This window comes from Pantoea sp. EEL5, assembly GCF_049892805.1.
In the GTDB taxonomy this organism is placed as follows: Bacteria; Pseudomonadota; Gammaproteobacteria; order Enterobacterales; family Enterobacteriaceae; genus Pantoea; species Pantoea ananatis.
This window is the reverse complement of record NZ_JBNDNJ010000006.1, coordinates 203504-226358: the sequence shown is the minus strand read 5'-3', so window position 1 is coordinate 226358 and position 22855 is coordinate 203504. Positions and strand designations below refer to the sequence as shown.

Sequence of the window (22855 nt, the reverse complement as noted above, 5' to 3'; positions counted from 1 at the left end):
AAATGGAAAATGTAGTCATTATTGACGCAGTGCGCACGCCAATGGGCCGCTCGAAAGGCGGTGCCTTTCGTCACGTACGTGCAGAAGACCTGTCAGCGCACGTTATGCGTGAACTGTTAAGTCGGCATCCGGCAGTCAATGCTGCCACCCTGGATGACATCGTCTGGGGCTGCGTACAGCAAACGCTGGAGCAAGGCTTTAATATTGCCCGCAACGCCGCGCTGCTGGCCGAAATCCCGCATGTCGTACCCGCCACAACGGTCAACCGTCTGTGTGGATCCTCAATGCAGGCCCTACACGATGCCGCACGCGCCATTATGGTGGGAGATGCACATGCCTGTTTGATCGGTGGTGTGGAGCACATGGGACATGTACCCATGAACCATGGCGTTGATTTTCATCCCGGCTTAGGGCGTACCGTTGCGAAAGCGGCAGGGATGATGGGATTAACCGCAGAGATGCTGGCGCGCATGCACCACATTAGCCGCGAGCAGCAGGATGCATTCGCTTTGCGCTCCCATCAGCGCGCCTGGCAGGCGACACAGCGCGGCGATTTCGCAAATGAAATTGTTGCGATACACGGCCACGACGCCGACGGCGTGCTGAAACGCTATGACTTTGATGAAGTGATCCGTGAAGATACCAGCCTGGAAGGCCTTGCGGCACTGCGACCTGCATTTGATCCCGTGACCGGGACGGTGACCGCAGGCACATCCTCAGCCCTGTCAGATGGGGCAGCCGCCATGCTGATTATGAGTGAAAGCCGCGCACGGGAGCTGGGGCTGAAACCCCGCGCCCGTATTAAAAGTATGGCGGTGGTGGGCTGCGATCCCTCAATCATGGGCTACGGTCCGGTGCCCGCCAGCAAGCTGGCGCTTAAACGCGCTGGGCTACGCGTGAACGACATTGACATCTTCGAGCTTAACGAAGCCTTTGCAGCGCAGGTTCTGCCCTGCATTAAGGATTTGGGCCTGTCAGACAAACTGGATGACAAGGTCAACTTAAATGGCGGCGCCATCGCATTGGGTCATCCGCTGGGCTGCTCAGGCGCACGCATCAGTACGACGTTGCTGAATATTATGGAACGCCGCGATGCGCAGTTTGGTCTGGCGTCAATGTGTATTGGCCTGGGTCAGGGCATCGCCACCGTTATCGAACGCGTTTGATACGTTGGGACGTTATTGTGGGATTTACCCGCCTGTCAGGGGCGGGTTTTTTCTTGCTAAATGAAATCAGATAAAGGCAAAGGCATCGCCATACATCTGTGATTCCACTGCGCCACGCTCAGAACAGAAGCGATCGCGCGCAATTTTTGCCATTTCAAAGCGCCCGGCGATATAAATCTCATGCTCACTCAGCGTAGTAAAGTCCTGCATGACGGCCGTTAATACGGTGCCAGAACGACCCTGCCAGCCTGCTTCAGGCTGTTCTACTACCGGAATCACTTTGAGATTAGGATGCTTAATGGCCAGCGCGTCCAGTTCATCCATATCGTACAGGTGTTTCAGCTCACGGCCGCCCCAGTAAATCGCAATGTCGCGATCAGGCTGTTGAGCAAGCGCCGTCAGTAAGATGGAGCGCGCATAGGAAAAGCCCGTGCCGCCCGCAATCAGAATTAACGGTTTGTCACTCTCTTCGCGCAACCATGCGTCGCCGTGGGGAATATCAACAACGATTTGCCCGTCTTGCTGGATGCGATCCATCACGGCCATCGCATACAGGTTAAGCTCCGACGCGCCGATATGCAGCTCAATGATTTCGGTTTCCATTGGCGTAGAGGCTACAGAAAACGGACGCTTGTCGCGCTCATCCATCACTACCATAAGATACTGTCCTGCACGAAAGCTAAATTCCGCTTCCGGAATCAGGCGAACGCGATACACCGTGTCGGTAATCGCTTCAACTGAAGTTACTTTACAGCTTAACGTTGTCATGCGTTCCCTCTGTCGGGTCGTCTTTATGGTTATTGCGCGCCATCAACGCTGTGATGGCTGTTTAAAAATACCGAGGTCATCCCAGATAGCGTCGATACGCGCAGTGACTGCCGGATCTTTAACAATCGGCGTGCCCCACTCTCGTTGTGTCTCGCCCGGCCATTTATTCGTCGCATCCAGGCCCATTTTAGAACCCAGTCCTGACACCGGTGACGCAAAATCAAGATAATCGATTGGCGTGTTTTCTACCAATACGGTATCGCGCGCCGGGTCCATACGCGTAGTAATTGCCCAGATGACGTCGTTCCAGTCACGGGCATTAACATCGTCGTCACACACAATAACAAATTTGGTGTACATGAACTGTCTAAGAAACGACCAAACGCCAAACATTACGCGCTTGGCATGACCGGCATACTGTTTTTTAATCGTGACGACCGCCAACCGGTAGGAGCATCCTTCGGGTGGTAAATAAAAGTCGACGATTTCCGGGAACTGCTTAATCAGAATCGGCACCAGCACTTCATTTAACGCCACGCCAAGGACAGCTGGCTCATCTGGCGGACGTCCGGTGTAGGTCGAGTGATAAATAGGCTGATGCCGCTGAGTAATATGCGTTACGGTAAAAACCGGGAAGCTATCGACTTCATTATAGTAGCCCGTATGGTCGCCATAGGGGCCTTCCGGGGCCATATCGCCGGGTTCAATGTAGCCTTCCAGCACGATTTCCGCGCTGGCAGGCACTTCCAGATCGTTGGAAATACATTTGACCACTTCGGTTTTATTCCCCCGCAGCAGGCCCGCAAACGCATATTCTGACAGCGTGTCCGGTACCGGGGTCACCGCGCCAAGAATTGTCGCCGGATCGGCACCCAGCGCAACAGATACCGGGAAACGCTCGCCAGGATGGGCTTTCGTCCACTCCAGATAATCAAGTGCCCCGCCGCGATGAGAAAGCCAGCGCATGATAAGACGGTTTTTACCAATCACCTGCTGGCGATAAATGCCCAGGTTTTGTCGCTCTTTATGCGGACCGCGGGTTACCGTGAGCCCCCAGGTAATTAAGGGTGCTGCATCGCCTGGCCAGCATTTCATGACCGGAATCCGCGTTAGATCGACCTCATCGCCGCTGAAGACCTCTTCCTGACAGGGTGCATTGCGCAACCTTTTGGTGGGCATATTCAGCACCTGCTTAAACTGCGGCATTTTGCTGAACAGGTCACGGAAGCCTTTTGGCGGCTCGGGTTCTTTGAGAAAGGCCAGCAGTTCGCCCACTTCTCGCAGTGCGCTGACCTCTTCCTGCCCCATACCCATCGCCACGCGCTTTGGCGTGCCAAACAGGTTGCACAGAACGGGCATGTCGTAACCCTTAGGGTTCTCAAACAATAATGCCGGGCCGCCTGCACGTAAGGTGCGGTCAGCAATTTCCGTCATTTCCAGTTCGGGGTCGATCTCGTGCGATATACGCTTCAGTTCACCACGCTGTTCAAGCAGCGCAATAAAGTCTCTTAAATCCTGATATTTCATGCGGCTTCAACTTTCCGGCCAGAGTGAATGGGCCATTATAGGGCTGATTGTAGGGATGTGTTGAGCTTTATGCGCCCCATCTTTTACCTGGCCTGTAACTTACAACGGTCAGGCTGGGTACGGCGATCGTTATTGCCCCGTGGGTTGCGAATGACTCACGTTTACTCACTTTATGCGGTGGCACTGATCATTCAGAACAATCTTAGTTTATTTTCCAGGCAACGCCGCGTTACAGGCCCCAATGCGCTATAACTCTGGCTGGAGGTTTGCTATTCTTAGCGTCCATTCATTGGGAGCAGTTATGGAATCCTGGTATTTACTCTATTGCAAACGTGGGCAGCTATTGCGTGCGAAAGAGCATCTTGAGCGGCAAGAGGTAAAATGCCTGAGTCCAATGATCGCGATGGAGAAGATCGTGCGCGGTAAGCGGACGACCGTTAGTGAGCCGCTGTTTCCAAACTATCTGTTTATCGAATTTGATCCGGAAGCCATTCATACCACGACCATAAGCAGTACGCGTGGCGTCAGCCATTTTGTGCGCTTTGGTACAACACCGGCAACCGTGCCCGCCCTGGTGATTGATGCCTTGCAAACCGACGTCCCCCAGACGTTGCTCGATCCCGAAACGCCGCAAAACGGTGATGAAGTGATCATCACCGAAGGCACGTTCGAGGGCTTGCGTGCGATATTCTCTGAACCGGATGGCGAAGCACGCTCAATTCTGTTGCTGAATCTGCTCAACAAGCAGGTCGTACGCAGCGTGGATAACCGGCAGTTCCGTAAAGCCTAAATCAGCCCGAACAGTTTACGCGCATTGTGATCCACCTGACGTGCCAGCATCTCGACATTCTCCCCGCGCCAGTTTGCGACCTGCTGCAGGATATGCGGCAAGAAGCAGGGTTCATTTCGTCTCGACGTGGGACGGGGACGCATATCACGCGGCAGAAGGTAAGGTGCATCCGTTTCCAGTAATAACCGCTCTGCCGGAATCAGTGGCAGCATCCCACGCAACGCGATACCTCGACGCTCATCGCATACCCAGCCCGTAATCCCTACCGACAGCCCCATGTCCAGGCAAGCGGTTAGCTCCTCGCGCGTGCCGGTAAAGCAGTGAATCACTGCAGCAGGCAATTTGGGCAGCCAGGGTTCAAGAACTGCCGCAAAGCGCTCGTGGGCTTCCCGGCAGTGAAGAAACACCGGCATATTAAGCTCTGCCGCCAGTGCCAACTGAGCGTCAAACGCATACTCCTGCTGCTGGTGAGCGGACAGGCTACGATTAAAATCCAGACCGCATTCACCTATTGCCACTACGTCTTTTTTCTCTGCCAGACGGCGCAGCGTGTTAGCAACGTCCGCTGACCATTCGCTGGCATGATGGGGATGCACGCCAGCGGTTGACCAACAATAATCCTGATGGGCCTCAGCCAGTTTCTGCGCCTGCTGACTTTCAAGTGCGTTGGTGCCGGTAATCAACATGCCGGTGACGCCCGCTTCGCGCGCGCGTGAGATCACCTTTTCCCGATCGGAGGCGAACTGCGTGCTGGTCAGGTTTACACCGATATCAAACATATTTTTTCCACTCTTTATCAATAACACCCTAAACAAAAACCGCCTGGCGGCGGTTTTTGACTTTCCTCTCCCGCCTTGCGGGTTGTGCCCAATCAGACATCAGGAATCGGCGTTATGTTCCTCATCCTCTGCCTGGCGGCCTTTTCCCACATAGTAACGTGAGAAGAATACGCCGACTTCAAACAGGCAGTACATCGGAATAGCGAGCAAAGTTTGGGAAAAAACGTCTGGTGGTGTGAGCAGCATCCCAACAACGAACGCGCCAACCAGAATATAGGGGCGTTTCTTTTTCAAATCATCGGGGTTGGTAATGCCCGTCCAGCAGAGCAGCACAATCGCGACCGGCACTTCAAATGCCACGCCAAAGGCCATGAACAGCGTCATCACGAAATCAAGATAGTTGGTAATGTCCGTTGCAATAGTGACGCCCTGGGGCGCGGTCTTGGCGAAAAAACCAAAGGCCAGCGGAAAGACGATGAAGTAAGCAAAAGCGACGCCCACGTAAAACAGCAACGTACTGGAGAACAGCAACGGCATGACCAACTTGCGTTCGTGGCGATAGAGGGCTGGCGCGACAAAGGCCCAGACCTGGTAGAGGATAACCGGAACGGCAAGGAATACCGATACGATCATGGTCAGCTTGATCGGGGTAAAAAACGGTGACGCGACATCCGTGGCGATCATGCTGGCGCCCGCGGGCATCTGATTAATGAGCGGCGACGCCACCGCATGGTAGATATCATTGGCAAAGTAAATCAGCGCCAGAAAGATGACTAACACGGCAACAATACAGTTCAGCAGACGCTTACGCAGCTCAATCAAATGGCTGATCAGGGGTTGGGTATCTTCAACGGCCATTATCGCTCATCACTTGCAGAAGGAGTAGAAACTGAACCTGCCGACGGCACAGCGCTAACGGGCTTAGCCGCGGTTTGCGCATCGGCATGAGCGGGCGACTGTGCCGGTGCACTGGCATGCCCTGAGGCAGGTCGCGGCTGAACCGGGGAGGGCTCAACGCGGCTGTCGGCCGGTTGAGAAGCCGCAGGTTCAGACGTCGCCAGCGGAGCCTGCACAGGTGCCTGCGACTGATGTTCGCTGGCGGCAGGTGTAACGGGGTGCAGCGTTTCGGTGGTCGATGCAGGGTGAGGTGAATGGATGGTATTGGCTTCGTCTTCGTCTCTTTCAATATCAATGCTCTGCTTGACCGAGCGTTTCATTGAATCAGCCGTTTTCCGCAGCTCTTCCATGGATTCCTTCAGCTCGGGGGACAGCGTGCCCCGGCCGGCTTCTTCCACCTTTTTCAGGCTGTCTTGCAGCTCCTGAAGCTTGAGTTCTTGCGCCAGCTCACTCTGGACATTGGCGGCCAGCGAGCGGATCGCTCTGATCCAGCCCATGACCGTTTTTACCGCAAGGGGCAGACGTTGCGGGCCAAGAACGATCAGCCCGATCACGAACACCAATACCAATTCACCAAAACCAATATCGAACACGGCTTACACCTGCTTGTCGTTCTTGACGTCATCTTTCTGAGCCGACGTTGGCTGTTTATCCGCCAGCGTTTTGGCATGGAAATCAGCATCCTGCTCTTTCGGTTGATCCTTTTTATCGTCTTCATCGCTCATGGCTTTCTTAAACCCACGGATAGAAGAACCCAAATCCGAACCCAGATTACGTAATTTGTTGGTACCGAACAGAAGAACCACAATCACGGCAATAATTAACAACTGCCAAATACTAATACCGCCCATGAGATAGCCTCGATTTTATTGTTAAAAACTGCGGGGTCATGCACCACGAAACCCGTGTTTATTCGGGTCCGAATCAGCGACATTACCGCGTTTCTGGCGCAGGTGACAATCAGTTTGTCTTACGCCAGCCGATTAACCAACTGACAAAGCCCGCCGCCATTAATGCCGCAGGAAACAGGTCCCACTCAGGCCTGCTGAGGAGCACCGCCGTTCCGCTAATCAACAGCGTCGCGCCTACGCCAAACAGGTAACGCGCCTGCTGCTGACGTGAACGTTGGACACTTAAATCGTTCGCGAGTTTATCCACGCTGAGGCGTAATTGCTTATGCTGCCGCATACTGTCGTAAAACAACTCTGGCAGTTCTGGCAGTTTTTCTGCCCAGTAAGGGGCTTTTTCCTTTACCGCACGGATAATCGCCGGAATCCCGATTTGATCCTTAATCCAGTCCTCAAGGAAGGGTTTTGCCGTTTTCCAAAGGTCCAGTTGTGGATAGAGCTGGCGACCGATGCCTTCAACGTAAAGCAAGGTTTTTTGCAACAGCACCAGCTGCGGCTGGACTTCCATATTGAAGCGACGCGCCGTGTTAAACAGGTTCAGCAGCACATGCCCAAACGAGATTTCTGCCAGCGGTTTCTCAAAAATGGGCTCGCATACGGTACGGATAGCGAACTCGAAGTCTTCAACGTTGGTATCGGCAGGCACCCAGCCCGAATCGACATGCAGTTCCGCCACTTTGCGGTAATCACGATTGAAGAAGGCAATAAAGTTCTCGGCCAGATAGCGCTTATCTTCTTTATTCAGCGAACCGACGATGCCGCAGTCAATGCCGATATACTGAGGATCTTCAGGATGATCGTAACTGACAAAGATATTGCCCGGATGCATGTCGGCATGAAAGAAGCTGTCGCGGAAAACCTGGGTAAAGAATACCTGCACACCGCGTTCTGCTAACAGCTTCATGTTGACGCCGTGCTGCTCCAGCGTCGCCACATCAGAAATGGGAATGCCGTAAATGCGCTCCATTACCATCATGGATTCACTGCAATAGTCCGAATAAACCTCTGGCACATACAGCATGCGGCTGTTTTCAAAGTTGCGGCGAAGCTGAATGGCATTGGCGGCTTCACGCAACAGGTTTAATTCATCAAGCAGGGTCTTCTCATAATCCCGTACCACTTCAACCGGGCGCAGACGGCGGCCATCCGGCAGCAATCGTGGTACCCAGCGGGCAATGCGGTAGATGAGTTTCATGTCCGCTTTGATGACCGGCAGGATATCCGGGCGGATTACCTTGATAACGACGTTCTTGCCATTGGATTTCAGGGTTGCGGTATGTACCTGAGCGATAGAGGCTGAGGCCAGTGGAATGATATTGAAGTCATCAAACCAGGATTCAATCGGTGCGCCCATTGAGGCTTCGATCTGCGCTTTCGCTTTAACGCCATCAAAGGGGGCAACGCGGTCCTGCAGGACAGCCAGCTCATCGGCAATCACCGGGGGAAACAGGTCACGGCGCGTCGACAGCATCTGACCAAACTTGATCCAGACCGGGCCCAACTGCTCCATCGCCATACGCAAACGCACGCCAAGGAGTTCTTGCTTGTGCTGGTTGGGGATCCAGAAAATGCAGCGCCGCCATAGCCTGAGCGGAAGAGTCAGGCGCATCTGCGGAATCAGTTCATCAAGGCCGTAAGTCAAAAACACCTTAATAATAAAATATAACCGGCGGATCTCTCCAAAACTCATTTCGCCTCCAGCTGTGCCAGACGCGCATCAAGCGCCTCAAGCGAACGTTCCATCGCGCTAACCTCCTCAGAGAACCAGGCAAATTCCAGGGCGCCCGGCGCAACCCGCCACTCTTCGGTTAATGCCTGACCAAGATAGTCCTGACGCCGTTGCGTTTCTGCTTTGAAAAAACGCCATGCACGCTGCGCGCCCTGGCTCATCCCCTGAGCGGCGATATCACCGATCCAGGGAGCAAGGTATTCAGCGGGATCCAGCTCGGCCAAATCCATCAGCGCAGAAAACTGCTGAACCACCTGCAAGTCACCTTCAACCTGCAGCTCACCGCTACGAATCAAGGTCGTCAGCTGCTGGCGATCGCGTAACTTTGGCAGGGACTTAAGCTGGGTAATGACCGTGCAGTCACTGCTGTCCTGCCAGTCACTGAGCACGTCAAGCTGCTGCTCACTGAACACCAGCACCAGCGGCCAGGATAGCTCACTTAAACGCAGCATCAGTACCTTGCCGACCAGGCGCTGACGTGCGCTTTTCAGGCTACGATCGCGATACAGTATGCGGTTTAACGCCGTTTCAATACCGGCGGTCATTACAGGTGTTAAGGTCATCGCCATAATGGTTAAAATTTAAACCCACGATGCAGCGCCACAATCCCACCCGTCATGTTGGAATAGGTCGTGTTTTCGAATCCCACGTCATTCATCATCGCTTTCAGGGTTTCCTGATCGGGATGCATGCGAATTGACTCAGCAAGGTAGCGATAGCTTTCTGCGTCCTGGGCGACCAGTTGCCCAATACGGGGCAAAATATGGAACGAGTAAGCATCGTAAGCTTTGCTAAGGGGTTCGATAACAGGTTTAGAGAACTCCAGCACCAGTAAACGTCCACCTGGCTTCAGCACGCGGAACATCGAGGCCAGTGCCTTCTCTTTTTCAGTCACGTTACGCAGACCGAACGAAATAGTGATGCAGTCAAAATAGTTATCAGGAAACGGCAATGCTTCGGCGTTGGCCTGCACATAGCTGACGTTGCCTACCACGCCCAGATTACGCAGTTTTTCCCGGCCCATTTTCAGCATTGAGCTGTTAATGTCAGCCAGCACAACCTGACCAGTTTCACCCACCAGGCGCGAAAATTTCGCGGTCAGATCGCCGGTTCCACCCGCCAGATCCAGCACGCGCTGACCACGGCGCACGCCGCTGCTGTCAATGGTAAAACGCTTCCAGACTCGATGGACGCCAAACGACATTAAATCGTTCATCAGGTCATATTTTGCCGCTACGGAGTGAAACACGTCCGCGACTTTGTCGGCTTTCTCGCTTTTGGCGACCGTCTGAAAGCCAAAATGGGTAGTTTCCTGCTGTGATTCATCTGCCATCGGTTTTACCTGCTCCACAAACAATACTCACTGAAGTGTATCAGAGTCATAGAGGTCAGGCACGCTGGTGACCTGCTTATTCGCGGAGGTGCCGAACCCGCTCATGACTTTCGTCTGCGTTGTCCTTGTCATTTTGCTCACTGTCGTGCTCATTCTCAGGCATGGCTTGTTCAACCAGGTGCGGGTTAATGGCGCGTTTTACTTCTACACCCAGATCGCGAAAACCTTCAGCCTGGGCGATAAGGTTGCCCCGCCCCTCTGCCAGTTTCTTCATCGCCTCACGATAGCTGTTCTGCGCCTTATCAAGGCTGTGACCAATCCCGCTCATATCGTCTACAAACAGCCGCATTTTGTCATACAGTCTGGAGGCCCGCTCTGCAATGCGCTGTGCATTACGACTCTGGTGCTCATAGCGCCAGAGATTATTAATCGTCCGCAGCGCCACCAGCAGCGTAGTTGGGCTGACCAGCATGATGTTCTGCTGCAGGGCTTCACTGATGAGTTCGGGCTGACGATCGATAGCCAACAGGAAGGCCGGCTCAACAGGAATAAACATCAACACATAATCCAGCGAGCGTAAACCGGGCAATTGTTGATAATCTTTGCGGCCCAGCAGGCGAATGTGCCCGCGCATGGCGCTGACATGTTCCTGAATAGCCTGCTCGCGTTCCACATCGTCATCGGCATTAAAATAACGCTCGTAGGCCACCAGCGTCATTTTAGCGTCGATAACCACATCTTTTCCCTGTGGCAGGCGAACAATCACATCCGGCTGCATCCGGCTTTGCTGTTCATTCTGCATGCTGACCTGAATGTCGTACTCATAGCCTTCACGCAGCCCAGAAGCTTCCAGCACCCGGCTCAGTACCACTTCGCCCCAGTTGCCCTGAATTTTATTGTCGCCTTTGAGCGCCTTCGTGAGGTTAAGCGCCTCCTGAGCCATCTGGGCATTTAACTGCTGCAGCTGACGAATCTCGTGAGTGAGCGTGTGGCGCTCACGGGCTTCGGCACCGAAGCTTTCATTCACCTGGCGGCGAAACCCGTCAAGCTGCTCCCGGAGCGGCCCTATCAGGCTGTTAAGACTTTGACGATTCTGCTCATCAACCCGACGTCCACTGTTTTCAAAAATACGGTTGGCCAGATTTTCAAACTGCGCGCTGAGTCGCTGCTCGCTGTTTGTCAGCAGTCGCTGTTTTTCTTCTGCTGCAAAGCGGGTTTCTTCCAGACGAATCGTGACCTCGCGCAGCTCTGCTTCCTGCGCGCTGTTCACTTCGAGCTGATTACGAAGTTCACGGGTGAGTTGTTCGCTCTCGTTGCGCCAGTAGTCGAGCTGTTGCAGGCGCTCATTAGCCCCGCTTAACGCGCCATGAAGCTGTCTCAGCTCCTGTTCACGCTGCTGCACCTGTTGCTGGAGCTGGTCGATATGCAGCTGCTGACGCTGTTGTCCCTCGTTTAGCAGGCGACGTTCTGTAGAAAAGCTGGCCAGCTGATGGCCGACCCGCATTTGCGCCAGTATCCAGCCCACACCAAGGCCGGCAAGCGCCAGGCAGATGTAGATAATGATGTGCTGATCCATATTTTCCCCGCTGGTCAGGCTAATGAAGGAAAAGGTAAATTCGCACTGTATGAATGTCCAGATATATTTGCTGGCGTTGGAAGAGGCGACGCAAAGGCTTGTGAGTGGCAGGACAGACAGGCCCGATCACGGGCCTGTCTGTTAAAACAGGGGAATTACAGTAAACGGCGCGCGGCTTCCACCACGATTTTCACCGCGTCGCTTTCCGTCTGCTTCATCGTGACGGCATCCGGAATCTCTTTTTGGGTGCGGTTGACGATAACGCCCGCTACCATCCCGGCTCTCAGCCCCTGGCTGGCACACATGGTTAACAGGGTCGCCGACTCCATCTCGTAGTTCAACACGCCCATCTGCTGCCACTCCTGCATAGAGCCCTGGAAGCTTTTTACGACACGGCCTGAAAAGGTATCGTATCGTTCCTGACCCGGGTAAAAGGTGTCAGAAGAGGCCGTAATACCGATATGGGTTTTAGCGCCACAGGCTTCCGCCGCCGCGACTAATGCCGTCGTACAGGTAAAGTCCGCCACTGCCGGAAACGCCATGGGGGCGAAATGCAGGCTGGCACCGTCCAGGCGCACTGATGCTGTGGTGACCAAAACATCGCCGACGTTGATATGGGGCTGAATCGCCCCAGTGGTTCCCACGCGCAGGAACGTACGCACGCCAAGCTGTGCCAGTTCCTCAACGGCAATCGATGTAGAAGGTCCGCCAATACCTGTCGAACACACAACAACCGGTTTGCCATCCAGCTTCGCCAGCCAGGTGGTGAACTCGCGATGGGAAGCAAGATGCTGTGCATCTTCCATCAGTCCGGCAATCTTTTTCACGCGCTCTGGATCGCCAGGAACGATGGCCAGCGTTGCCCCCTGCAGGTCAGCTTTAGTCAGGCCAAGATGGAATACGTCAGACTGTTTCATATCAGACTCCGGGTTAAGGAAAATTTTTACGCCACTTTACGTCACCGGGCGAGGTAAATATGTGACTAAATTCACTTAAGAAAATGAAAGTTACATTCCCAAAGAAAAATAAGGTGATTTAGATCACACATCCATCTCTCGCCTTGCGTATTGCTACATATGGTGATGTGGAAGCTATCGCGGGAATGTTAAAGAGAAGTGTAATTTTATTGGTTAACAGCTCTGTTACTCAATGCCCGGTGCCTGTCATGGGTGGCCAGGCTATAGTTACGTGATTGCGCCTATGCTTGCACGGAGAGAACGATGAAAACCGAAGATAATATGACACAAAAATCAGCTGCAGGCGCGTTTGCTCCGGCAGTTCAGCCCACAGCAGCGACCACCATTATTACCGACAGCGCCAACATCCATGCGGGGGAAACCTCCATTCCGAGCCAGGGTGAAAACCTGCCGGCTTTTTATGCGAAGCCGCAGTCAGCAGAAGGTCCGTTGCCGGTCGTGCTGGTGGTACAGGAAATTTTTGGCGTTCACGAACATATTCGCGACATTTGCCGTCGGCTGGCGCTGGAGGGCTATCTGGCCGTCGCGCCAGAACTGTACTTCCGTGAAGGCGATCCCAACGATTACAACGACATCCCTACCCTGTTCAAAGAGCTGGTCAGTAAAGTGCCCGACAGCCAGGTGCTGGCAGATCTCGATCACGCGGCGAACTGGGCTGCCCGTAACGGGGGAGATATTCGCCGCATGGGGATTACCGGTTTCTGCTGGGGCGGACGCATCAGCTGGCTTTATGCCGCGCACAACCCGCAACTGCGCGCCGCCGTAGCCTGGTATGGTCGCCTGGTGGGTGAAAAAACCATGAAGCAGCAAAAACATCCTATCGATATCGCCGTTGATCTAAACGCGCCCGTGCTGGGGTTGTATGGAGGTCAGGATGACGGCATTCCGCTGGAGAGCGTCGAGCAGATGCGTCAGGCACTGCACGCGGCCAATGCCAAAGCTGAGATCATTGTTTATCCCGAGGCCGGACATGCTTTTAACGCCGACTATCGTCCAAGCTATCACGCCGAATCGGCCACCGATGGCTGGGCGCGCATGTTAGCCTGGTTTGCGCAATACGGTGTTGCCCCCGCGAAGTGACTGAAAAAAGGGGCGCTCAGGCGCCCCAACATACTGACAACGTATTGACACAACACCAGGAAATCAGGCGGTTTCGCCCCGCAGGTTTCTTGCCGCTTTGACCATGTTAGCCAACGCCTGTCGGGTTTCGCGCCAGCCGCGGGTTTTCAGGCCGCAGTCCGGATTCACCCACAGACGTTCCTCAGGGATACGCTGTGCGGCCTTGCGTAACAGATTTTCTATCCACTCGACGTCGGGTACATTGGGGGAGTGAATATCGTACACGCCGGGCCCGATTTCATTCGGATACTCAAATGCGTTGAATGCGTCCAGCAAATCCATATCGGAACGTGAGGTTTCGATGGTAATCACATCCGCATCCAGTGCCGCAATGGATGCCATAATGTCGTTAAACTCGCAGTAACACATATGCGTGTGAATCTGCGTCTCGTCTTTCGCGACAGCGGCGGTTAACCGAAACGCCTCCACGGCCCAGCGCAGATAATCTGCCCAGTCGGACTGATGCAGCGGTAATCCTTCACGCAATGCAGGCTCATCAATCTGAATAATGCCAATGCCGGCGTGTTCCAGATCCGCAACTTCATCCCGCAGCGCCAGTGCAATCTGTTTGGCGATCGTTTCACGTGATACATCCTCCCGCGGGAATGACCAACAGAGAATGGTGACCGGGCCGGTCAACATACCTTTTACCGGCTTGTCAGTCAGGGACTGCGCATAGGTTGCCCACGCCACGGTAATGGCTTCAGGACGGCTGACATCACCAATAATGACCGGCGGTTTAACACAACGTGAACCGTAGCTTTGTACCCAACCATTTTGTGTAAAGACGAAGCCGTCCAGGTTCTCGCCAAAGTATTCCACCATATCGTTGCGTTCCGCCTCGCCGTGAACCAGCACGTCCAGTCCCAAACGCTCCTGCTCAGCTATCGCCTGCTTAATGTGTTCCGCGATACCGGTACGGTAATGCGCGCGATCAATCGCGCCTTTTTTGAAGTCGAGTCGTAATCCACGAATTTCAGTGGTCTGCGGGAAGGAACCGATGGTGGTGGTTGGCCAGGCGGGCAGGTTGAAACGCTGACGTTGTGTGCTGGCACGCCCGGCGTAAGGGCTGGCACGTTCAGTGTCTTTGGCCTGAACATTTGTCAGACGCAGTGCGACAGCCGCGTTGTGGACGCGGCGGGAGTGCGCACGTGCCTGAACCGGTGCGCTCCATTCCTCCAGCGATGCGGGATCGTTGCGGCGAAGCGCCGTACTCAGTAGCGACAGCTCATCACATTTTTGCAAGGCAAAGGCAAACCAGCTTTTCACCTCCTCGTCCAGACGGGTCTCCACACTCAGATCAATGGGGCTGTGCAGCAACGAGCAGGACGTGCCAATCCACAGATGTTCACGTGAGGCGATCAGCGGCTGCAGACGCTCAAACCAACGGCTGAGATCGGCACGCCAGACGTTGCGGCCATTGATCACGCCGACAGATAACACCCAGTCTGCGGGCAGTTGTTGGTTCACCTGCTGGATATCATCTTGCCCCTGCACCAGATCCACATGCAGGCCCTGCACTGGCAACGTGCGGATAATATCCAGATTCTGGCCGATACTGTCGAAGTAGGTGGTCAGCAGCAGGTTGACCTGCCCGTTTAACGCAGCGTAAGCCGCTTTGAAGGCCTCGCGCCATTCCTGTGGCAGTTCCAGCGCCAGGACGGGTTCATCAATCTGTACCCACTCAACGCCGCGCGCGTTCAGTTCGGTCAGGACCCGCTGGTAAACGGGCAGAATATCGTTCAGTAGTGACAGACGATTAAAGGGTTCTCCTTTTACCTTACCCAGCCAGAGGTAGGTTAACGGTCCTGACAACACAGGCTTAACGTTATGACCCAGCGCCAGCGCCTCGTCCACTTCATCCAGCAGTTGGGTCCAGGTTAAAGAAAACGACTGGCCTTGCGTGAATTCTGGCACGATGTAGTGATAGTTCGTGTTGAACCATTTTGTCATTTCTGCCGCCGCGGCCGGCTCACCCGTCGGTGCACGCCCCCGGCCCAGGCGGAACAGCGTATCCAGATCAATCGATCCGTCCTGATTTCGATGGCGAGTAGGCACGTTGCCCAGCATCAGGCTGGTCGTCAGAATATGATCGTACCAGGCAAAATCGCCCACCGGCACTTTATCGACGCCGGCCGCTTTTTGTTGTTGCCAGTGGCGCGCACGCAGTTCGCGACCCACCGCCTGTAATTCTTCCTGCGTGCTGTTGCCAGCCCAGTAGCTTTCAAGTGCTTTTTTCAGCTCGCGACGCAGACCAATACGTGGAAAACCGAGAGTATGATTTAAGATAGTCATTCACTATTCTCCAGAAAGTCTTCGGCTTTGGCGGGTCGCCAATGATGTTTAGCCGTCCAGATGTTTACACCGCTATATTCTGCGGGTACTGTATGTCGCTCAAGCGCAAATTATTCAGCTTCGATGTGAAGGACTCTCATGATCGAATTCAAACACCTCCGGACGCTTCAGGCTCTGCAGAATACGGGCTCGCTGGCTGCTGCTGCGGCTCAGCTTCATCAGACACAGTCGGCGTTATCACATCAGTTCAGCGATCTGGAACAGCGGCTGGGATTTCGTTTGTTTGTTCGTAAAAGTCAGCCACTGCGTTTTACCCCGCAGGGCGAAATTTTATTGCAGCTGGCAGAGCAGATACTGCCGCAAATTCAGCAGGCGCTTCAGGCCTGCCACGAACCGCATCAGACCACGCTGCGCGTCGCGATCGAATGCCACAGTTGCATTCAGTGGCTGACACCGGCTTTAGATAAGTTTCGTCAGAGCTGGCCCCAGGTGATGATGGATTTTAAATCGGGCGTAACCTTTGATCCGCAGCCCGCGCTGCAGCAGGGCGAACTGGATATTGTATTGACGTCGGATATCCTGCCGCGCTCAGGCTTGTTCTATTCACCTATGTTTGATTTCGAAGTCCGCCTGGTGCTGGCGCCAGATCACCCTCTGGCGCAGGTTGAACACATTTCACCTGAAGACCTGGCGGATGAAGTGCTAATGATTTATCCGGTACAGCGCCAGCGCCTGGATATCTGGCGCCACTTTCTGCAACCTGCGGGGATCAGTCCGGCGCTCAAGAATGTCGATAACACGCTGCTGATGATTCAAATGGTCTCGGCGCGCATGGGGATTGCTGCGCTGCCGCACTGGGTCGTCGAAAGTTTTGAAAAACAGGGCCTGGTGATCACCAAAACGCTGGGCGAAGGGTTATGGAGTCGTCTTTACGCCGCTGTGCGCGACGGCGAACAGCGCCAGCCGGTACTGGAAGCATTTATGCGGTTTGCCCGTCAGCATGCCTGCGAGCATCTGCCCTTTGTCAGGGACGCCGCGCATCCTGCGAAGGTTTTATTGCGTGAGTGACAAAGCTGCGCGATAGCAGGCAAAATCCCCTATAATGCGCAGCCTGTCGATTTACCATGAGAAGATCTCACCATGACTAACAACGATATTCTGCGCAGCGTGCGCTATATGCTCGATCTGAACGATGCCAAAATGGTGGCGATTTTTGCGCTGGCTGAATGTGAAGTGGCTCAGGCGGACATCACCAGTTGGCTGAAGAAAGATGAGGATGCGGCGTTTCGCCCCTGCCCCGATGTGGTGATGGGATATTTTCTTAACGGTTTAATTTTTCATCGCCGCGGAAAAAGTGAAGACGCGCCTGCGCCCTCCATCGAGCGCAAGATGAACAACAATATCTTTATGAAAAAGCTGCGCATCGCGTTTGATTTAAAAACTACCGACATTCCTGACGTGCTGAAAAAAGCCAACTTTACGGTCTCTCAGGCTGAGATTAGCGCGATCTTCCGCAAACCGGACCATAAAAACTACCGCGAGTGCGGTGACCAGATCCTGCGTAATTTTCTTAAAGGGCTGACGATGATTCATCGGCCCGCCACAGGTAAACCCGCTTAATCAGAAACGCTCTGACCGGAAGCAGCCCGCCTGTCATGCGGTCTGCTTCCGGTCAGGCTCAGGGGCGTTCACAGCCTGTTTCCAGCCCAGATGCCCTGCATTCCTTTCCCGCAACGGTTTACTCGCTGGCAAGGCCCGCCCCGGACTATCTTGCGCTGTTGCCTACCACCCAGCGCTTATGGACCCACAGCGACGCCATAATCACGATGGCTCCTGCGATAAAGCTTGGCCAGTGCGGCTTCTGCTGCCATATCGCCAGGTTCACCAATAAGCCGGCCGGAACGTGCATGTTATTCATAATGCCCAACGTGCCGGCATCGACCTGCGTCGCGCCGTAGTTCCACATAAAGTAGCCCAGCCCCGAAGCCGCGACGCCCAGCCAGACCAGAATGCCCCATTGCAGCGTCGTGGTAGGCAATTTATGGGGATTGCCCCAGGCTGCCCAGGCAACGATCGCAATCAGAACCGCGCCCAGATAAAACCATGAAAACGCCGTATGTTGCGGCATTGGACGGGTTTCCTGCAAACGTTTGTAGCCCACCATCCCCGCCGCGAAGCAGATATTCGCCAACTGGACCAGCAGCAGACCAAACCAGAAGTTATCGCTGACTTTGTCATAACGAATGATTGCCGCGCCAGCAACGGCCAGCAGCGCACTGAAAATGTAGCCCACGCGCAGGGGCCTTCGACTTATCAGGTCGTAGATTAAGGTGACATACAGCGGCGTCATTACGGTGAACAGCAGGAATTCTGACACGCTCAGATACAGATAGGCTTCAAAACTCAGCAAATACATAATGCCCAGCTGCAACATCCCTACCAGCATATAGAGCAAGAGCGTCGAAGGCCGATAGCCGCGCCAGCGCAGGAACGGCAGAAACACAATGGCGGCCAGCGCCAGGCGCATCAGCACTGAAAACCAGCTGTCCACTTGCCCGGCAAGGTATTCACCGATCAGGCTAAAGGAGAATGCCCACAGAATGGTAGTAACAATCAATAAAAGCACGGTAACAACCCCGAAATAAACAGAGCGTCAGTGTAAACAATGTCCTGAATCAGAGCTGCATTATCTGGTTGACATCTGGTTATTTACCAGGCGATCAGGCAACGATCCCTCACCCCGACTTTTATCCGCTCAGGAGAGCATGCCTGAGGTTAAAAATGGGCGAAAAAGCGCATCTGCCTGGCATTTTCGCGCCTTACTGTAATAAAACTGTAACAAATTTGTCATTCATCACAGTAACCCAGTCCGCCTCTGTCTATTCTCTGCGCGAAATGGTGCATTGCGAGCACCCTTTTTTCTTTCGACCCAACCTGCTGGGAATCAAAACCATAATGCGCCCGGAGGGCCACCCTAATGTTAAGTATTTTTAAACCTGCACCACACCAGCCTCAGGTGGCAGAGGATCGTATCGATCCACTCTACCGCCGCCTGCGCTGGCAAATTTTTATCGGTATTTTCTTTGGCTATGCGGCTTACTACCTCGTCAGAAAGAATTTTGCCCTGGCCATGCCTTATCTGGTTGAACAGGGTTTCTCACGAGGCGATCTGGGGTTTGCGCTTTCCGGTATCTCCATCGCTTACGGCTTTTCCAAGTTTATTATGGGCTCGGTGTCCGACCGCTCTAATCCACGGGTCTTTTTACCCGCAGGATTGATCCTGGCCGCTTTCGTGATGCTGTTCATGGGGTTTGTTCCCTGGGCAACCTCCAGCATCATGGTGATGTTTGTGCTGTTGTTTATTTGTGGCTGGTTTCAGGGAATGGGCTGGCCACCCTGCGGACGCACTATGGTGCACTGGTGGTCGCAAAAGGAACGCGGCGGCATTGTCTCGGTGTGGAACTGTGCCCATAACGTCGGCGGCGGCATTCCTCCCCTGCTGTTTCTGCTGGGAATGGCCTGGTTTAACGACTGGAAGGCGGCCCTTTATATGCCGGCCTTTGGCGCCATTGTCATCGCCATCCTGGCCTTTGCCCTGATGCGGGATACGCCGCAGTCCTGCGGTCTGCCGCCCATCGAAGCCTACAAAAACGATTATCCGGCTGACTACAACGAAAGCCATGAAGAAGAGTTCACAGCGAAACAAATCTTCATGAAGTATGTTCTGCCGAATAAATTACTTTGGTATATCGCCCTGGCAAACGTGTTTGTTTATCTGCTGCGTTACGGCATTCTGGACTGGTCACCGACTTACCTCAAAGAGGTGAAACACTTCACGCTGGATAAGTCGTCCTGGGCTTACTTCTTCTATGAGTATGCGGGGATCCCTGGCACGCTACTGTGCGGCTGGATGTCCGATAAGGTGTTTCGCGGAAACCGTGGCGCGACGGGCGTGTTCTTTATGACGCTGGTGACCATCGCAACGGTGGTTTACTGGTTAAATCCGCCGGGTCATCCCGGTGTGGACATGGCCTGTATGATTATTATTGGCTTCCTGATCTACGGGCCGGTGATGCTGATAGGACTCCACGCGCTGGAGCTGGCGCCGAAAAAAGCCGCCGGGACGGCCGCGGGCTTTACCGGGCTGTTCGGTTATCTGGGAGGATCGGTTGCAGCCAGCGCCATTGTGGGTTACACGGTGGACTATTTTGGCTGGGATGGCGGATTTTTAGTCATGATTGTGGGCTGTGTGCTGGCAGTGATTTTGTTGCTGCTCACCATGGTCAGCGAGCATAAACACAAGCAAAAACTGGCCTAGCCGTCAGAAGGCCGGTTAACCGGCCTTCTGCTCAGGCGCACTACGATAAATACAACTTTCTGAGCGTCGCCGGCACGGCATCCTCAACATTGCTGCCAATCACTTCCAGCTCTGGCAGGGTATCTTTCAGGCGCTGGTGCGCATTAGCCATAATGCAGCCCTTGCCCGCCATACTCAGCATTTCGACGTCGTTCATACCATCACCAAAGGCAATACAGTCTTTCAGCGTAAAGCCTAACTGTTTTGCCACAGATTCGAGCGCGTGGCCTTTTGAAACGCCGCCCGCCATCACTTCCAGACAGGTGGGCAGTGAAAAACTGACGTTGACCCTGTCTCCCCAACGCGCTTCAATCGCCAGCTCCATTGGAATAAGGTGTTCAGGCTCTTCGCAGGTGAAAAAGACTTTGCTGATGCCGTCAGTGGGCAATATGCCCGGTTCATAAACCTGATAATGAAAATCAGATTCGCGAAAGTAATCTTTCTCTGCCGGACTGCAGCGGCTGACAAACCACTCATCGTCACGATAAACATGCGTCAGCACTTCCGGATGATGGTACTGCAGGCCGAACAGGTCCTGGGCGATATCCCAATCCAGGTTATGGCTAAAAATCAGTTCGCCGGCTGGATTATGCACGCGGGCACCGTTTGACGTAATCATATACGCCGGAATCCCCAGCTTGTCGCGCATTTGTCCGACATCAATGTGATGTCGGCCCGTGGCGAAAATAAAGTGAATGCCTTTTGCCACCAGCTGCTGCAACGTTTCTCGGGCATCAGGCGTGAGGCGGTGTTCGGGTGAGAGCAGTGTGCCGTCCAGGTCGGACACAACAATGTGGTACATGAAAACCTCGGGTATCTGTGTCGGTTGGCCGTAGCCGGTAATGTAAACGGATAACTAGTGATGCGATAAAAAGAAATCGACGATCCCATTCAATGCTTCGGCGCGCATGCTGTCTTTTTCAAACAGAATCTCGTGGCGTGCACCTTTAATAACCTGGGGCTTATCGCCCTCACAGGGATGACCGGCTGCCGCCATGGCGGCGCAAAACAGATCTTGTGAGCGGTTATCCACCACGCTGTCTTCGCTTGCCTGAAGCAGCAGTAGCGGCGTCGTTATTTTATCAACCTGACTGAATATGTTGCGTCCGGCATGAATGCCTTCCCGAACCCAGTGATAGGTGGGACCGCCAACACGAATCGCCGGGTCGTCCGCATAAAAACGCAGGCTGCGACGATAACGTTCATGACTGTGCGTCAGACGGTTAATGCCAAAGGGATGAGCCCGCCAGCGCCCCGTGCCTAATGCATAACCATCGCGAACGGCAGGTCGTTTCTCTGCCCAGTCGAGGATCTTATGCGCCAGAAAAGAGGGTAACGGCAGCGCGATGCCAAACATCGGCGCAACCAGAGCCGCAGCGTGAAACGCGCCAGGCTGACGCGCCAGGAACAGGGCCAGAATTGCGCCCCCCATTGAATGCGCCAACGCATAACGTTGTTGATAATGACGGCTCACAATCTCTTTCAGATAGAGCGTTTCAAGGTCATCGACATAGTGGGAAAACTCCACCACATGTCCAAGATGCGAATCATCCAGCAGCCGATCGGATCGCCCCTGACCACGGTGATCGAGCACGATCACATCGAACCCACAGTGAAACAGATCGTAGGCCAGCTCGGGATATTTAACGTAGCTCTCAATGCGCCCGGGAACGATTACAATCACGCGCTTGTGTTGCGGTGAAATGAACCGAACGTAACGCAAGGTCAGATTTTCAACACCGGTAAATTCACACTCTTCACGGCTGTGCCAGAAATCAAGCAGTGGGCCGGTCGCGAAGGCAGCGAAGGCCTTTTCGCGTTGCAGCCAGCTTGCTCTGTGTTGCTTCATCCGCCCTCCTGATTGCCGGAAAAAAAGAGTCTGAACGGCCGCATGATGTCCATAGCCCTGCGCAGCATTCTGGCGTATTGTGTCACACTTCAGACGTGACAGGGAGTACAACCCATGACCATCGAATGGTGGCTGACTTATCTTCTTACCACCACAATTCTTAGCCTTTCACCCGGCTCTGGTGCCATTAACACCATGAGCACGGGCATCAGCCACGGTTATCGTGGTGCGGTCGCGTCTATTTCAGGCCTGCAAGTTGGTCTTGCCCTGCATATCGCCCTGGTGGGGATCGGTCTTGGGGCGCTTTTTTCCCAGTCGCTGCTGGCGTTTGAGATTTTAAAGTGGGCCGGTGCAGGCTATCTGGTCTGGTTGGGCATCCAACAGTGGCGCACTGCGGGCGCGATTGACCTCAACGCTATGTCGAAAGCCATGCCGCGTCGTCGCCTGTTCAAGCGGGCAGTAATGGTGAACCTGACGAATCCCAAAAGCATTGTGTTTCTGGCGGCGCTGTTTCCCCAGTTTATCCTGCCTCACCAGCCGCTGATGCTGCAGTATCTGGTGCTGGGCGTCACAACCGTTCTGGTGGATATCATCGTCATGATTGGCTATGCCACATTAGCCACGCGCATTGCAGGATGGATCAAAGGGCCCAGGCAGATGAAGCTAATGAACCGCATTTTCGGCGGCTTATTCATCGCGATTGGGGGACTGCTGGCCAGCGCCAGACGTATCGCCTGACCCGGCTGAGGCTGCCGCACGACAGTGACGCTGTCGGCGGCTTGCCG

General features: G+C 54.2%; 22 protein-coding genes. 7 read left to right on the top strand and 15 right to left on the bottom strand.

Annotated elements, in window-relative coordinates; genetic code table 11:
• Positions 1 to 2: 2 nt before the first annotated feature.
• Positions 3 to 1166, top strand: a complete 1164-nt coding sequence (fadA, locus tag ACPXSQ_RS19800; RefSeq protein WP_089517708.1) for an acetyl-CoA C-acyltransferase FadA — start codon at positions 3 to 5, stop codon at positions 1164 to 1166.
• Between the two features lie 66 nt (positions 1167 to 1232).
• Here the strand turns inward: fadA and fre are convergent, their stop codons facing one another.
• Together fre and ubiD are read right to left on the bottom strand one after the other, a co-directional pair.
• Complete coding sequence (gene fre / locus ACPXSQ_RS19795) at positions 1233 to 1934, bottom strand: NAD(P)H-flavin reductase (protein ID WP_014595029.1); 702 nt, start codon at positions 1932 to 1934, stop codon at positions 1233 to 1235.
• 42 nt (positions 1935 to 1976) lie between these two features.
• Complete coding sequence (gene ubiD / locus ACPXSQ_RS19790) at positions 1977 to 3461, bottom strand: 4-hydroxy-3-polyprenylbenzoate decarboxylase (RefSeq protein ID WP_013024103.1); 1485 nt, start codon at positions 3459 to 3461, stop codon at positions 1977 to 1979.
• A gap of 301 nt (positions 3462 to 3762) precedes the next feature.
• Here ubiD and rfaH point away from each other — a divergent pair, with 301 nt between their 5' ends.
• On the top strand, positions 3763 to 4251 hold the full coding sequence (rfaH, locus tag ACPXSQ_RS19785; protein WP_014606974.1) for a transcription/translation regulatory transformer protein RfaH: 489 nt from the start codon (positions 3763 to 3765) through the stop codon (positions 4249 to 4251).
• Here rfaH and tatD read toward each other — a convergent pair.
• The 9 genes from tatD to udp form a co-directional block, all read right to left on the bottom strand.
• Positions 4248 to 5030, bottom strand: a complete 783-nt coding sequence (gene tatD, locus ACPXSQ_RS19780) for a 3'-5' ssDNA/RNA exonuclease TatD (protein ID WP_426144248.1) — start codon at positions 5028 to 5030, stop codon at positions 4248 to 4250. The genes rfaH and tatD overlap by 4 nt on opposite strands.
• Before the next feature lie 99 nt (positions 5031 to 5129).
• Entirely contained in the window at positions 5130 to 5888 is a 759-nt protein-coding gene (gene tatC, locus ACPXSQ_RS19775; RefSeq protein ID WP_013024100.1) for a Sec-independent protein translocase subunit TatC, read from the bottom strand.
• Positions 5888 to 6520 carry a Sec-independent protein translocase protein TatB gene (tatB, locus tag ACPXSQ_RS19770; RefSeq protein WP_089517710.1) on the bottom strand — a complete coding sequence of 211 codons (633 nt, stop codon included), beginning with the start codon at positions 6518 to 6520 and terminating at the stop codon, positions 5888 to 5890. The genes tatC and tatB overlap by 1 nt, the downstream gene beginning before the upstream one ends.
• 3 nt (positions 6521 to 6523) lie before the next feature.
• Positions 6524 to 6778, bottom strand: a complete 255-nt coding sequence (gene tatA / locus ACPXSQ_RS19765; RefSeq protein WP_013024098.1) for a Sec-independent protein translocase subunit TatA — start codon at positions 6776 to 6778, stop codon at positions 6524 to 6526.
• 109 nt (positions 6779 to 6887) lie between these two features.
• Positions 6888 to 8525 carry a ubiquinone biosynthesis regulatory protein kinase UbiB gene (gene ubiB, locus ACPXSQ_RS19760; RefSeq protein ID WP_014606977.1) on the bottom strand — a complete coding sequence of 546 codons (1638 nt, stop codon included), beginning with the start codon at positions 8523 to 8525 and terminating at the stop codon, positions 6888 to 6890.
• Positions 8522 to 9127: a ubiquinone biosynthesis protein UbiJ gene (ubiJ, locus tag ACPXSQ_RS19755; protein ID WP_026021046.1), complete on the bottom strand. Its 606-nt coding sequence runs from the start codon at positions 9125 to 9127 to the stop codon at positions 8522 to 8524. The genes ubiB and ubiJ overlap by 4 nt, the downstream gene beginning before the upstream one ends.
• 11 nt (positions 9128 to 9138) lie before the next feature.
• Positions 9139 to 9897, bottom strand: a complete 759-nt coding sequence (ubiE, locus tag ACPXSQ_RS19750; RefSeq protein WP_014595026.1) for a bifunctional demethylmenaquinone methyltransferase/2-methoxy-6-polyprenyl-1,4-benzoquinol methylase UbiE — start codon at positions 9895 to 9897, stop codon at positions 9139 to 9141.
• A gap of 76 nt (positions 9898 to 9973) precedes the next feature.
• Positions 9974 to 11473, bottom strand: coding sequence for a DNA recombination protein RmuC (rmuC, locus tag ACPXSQ_RS19745; RefSeq protein ID WP_014595025.1), 1500 nt, complete (start codon positions 11471 to 11473; stop codon positions 9974 to 9976).
• A gap of 155 nt (positions 11474 to 11628) precedes the next feature.
• Positions 11629 to 12390 (bottom strand): uridine phosphorylase, encoded by a 762-nt coding sequence (gene udp, locus ACPXSQ_RS19740; protein WP_029570849.1) that lies wholly within the window; start codon positions 12388 to 12390, stop codon positions 11629 to 11631.
• Between the two features lie 303 nt (positions 12391 to 12693).
• On the opposite strand from udp, the gene ACPXSQ_RS19735 reads away from it, so the two are divergent.
• The gene (locus ACPXSQ_RS19735; RefSeq protein WP_013024092.1) at positions 12694 to 13530 is read left to right on the top strand and encodes a dienelactone hydrolase family protein; all 837 of its coding nucleotides are present in this window, start codon (positions 12694 to 12696) and stop codon (positions 13528 to 13530) included.
• A gap of 63 nt (positions 13531 to 13593) precedes the next feature.
• Here the strand turns inward: ACPXSQ_RS19735 and metE are convergent, their stop codons facing one another.
• Positions 13594 to 15864, bottom strand: a complete 2271-nt coding sequence (gene metE / locus ACPXSQ_RS19730; RefSeq protein ID WP_105088844.1) for a 5-methyltetrahydropteroyltriglutamate--homocysteine S-methyltransferase — start codon at positions 15862 to 15864, stop codon at positions 13594 to 13596.
• 138 nt (positions 15865 to 16002) lie between these two features.
• Here metE and metR point away from each other — a divergent pair, with 138 nt between their 5' ends.
• Together metR and ACPXSQ_RS19720 are read left to right on the top strand one after the other, a co-directional pair.
• On the top strand, positions 16003 to 16932 hold the full coding sequence (metR, locus tag ACPXSQ_RS19725) for an HTH-type transcriptional regulator MetR (protein WP_014595023.1): 930 nt from the start codon (positions 16003 to 16005) through the stop codon (positions 16930 to 16932).
• Positions 16933 to 17004: 72 nt separating this feature from the next.
• Entirely contained in the window at positions 17005 to 17484 is a 480-nt protein-coding gene (locus ACPXSQ_RS19720) for a DUF1456 family protein (protein WP_426144247.1), read from the top strand.
• 145 nt (positions 17485 to 17629) lie between these two features.
• Here the strand turns inward: ACPXSQ_RS19720 and ACPXSQ_RS19715 are convergent, their stop codons facing one another.
• Complete coding sequence (locus tag ACPXSQ_RS19715; protein ID WP_013024088.1) at positions 17630 to 18490, bottom strand: carboxylate/amino acid/amine transporter; 861 nt, start codon at positions 18488 to 18490, stop codon at positions 17630 to 17632.
• A 351-nt stretch (positions 18491 to 18841) separates the two neighbouring features.
• On the opposite strand from ACPXSQ_RS19715, the gene glpT reads away from it, so the two are divergent.
• Complete coding sequence (gene glpT, locus ACPXSQ_RS19710; RefSeq protein WP_013024087.1) at positions 18842 to 20182, top strand: glycerol-3-phosphate transporter; 1341 nt, start codon at positions 18842 to 18844, stop codon at positions 20180 to 20182.
• 40 nt (positions 20183 to 20222) lie between these two features.
• On the opposite strand, the gene yigL is transcribed toward glpT, so the two are convergent.
• Both yigL and pldB read right to left on the bottom strand, forming a co-directional pair.
• Complete coding sequence (gene yigL, locus ACPXSQ_RS19705; RefSeq protein ID WP_013024086.1) at positions 20223 to 21023, bottom strand: sugar/pyridoxal phosphate phosphatase YigL; 801 nt, start codon at positions 21021 to 21023, stop codon at positions 20223 to 20225.
• 54 nt (positions 21024 to 21077) lie between these two features.
• Positions 21078 to 22070 carry a lysophospholipase L2 gene (gene pldB / locus ACPXSQ_RS19700; protein ID WP_014595021.1) on the bottom strand — a complete coding sequence of 331 codons (993 nt, stop codon included), beginning with the start codon at positions 22068 to 22070 and terminating at the stop codon, positions 21078 to 21080.
• A 114-nt stretch (positions 22071 to 22184) separates the two neighbouring features.
• Between pldB and rhtB the strand changes: the two genes are divergently transcribed.
• A complete protein-coding gene (rhtB, locus tag ACPXSQ_RS19695) occupies positions 22185 to 22808 on the top strand; it encodes a homoserine/homoserine lactone efflux protein (RefSeq protein ID WP_013024084.1) in 624 nt (207 codons plus the stop codon).
• Positions 22809 to 22855: the final 47 nt, after the last annotated feature.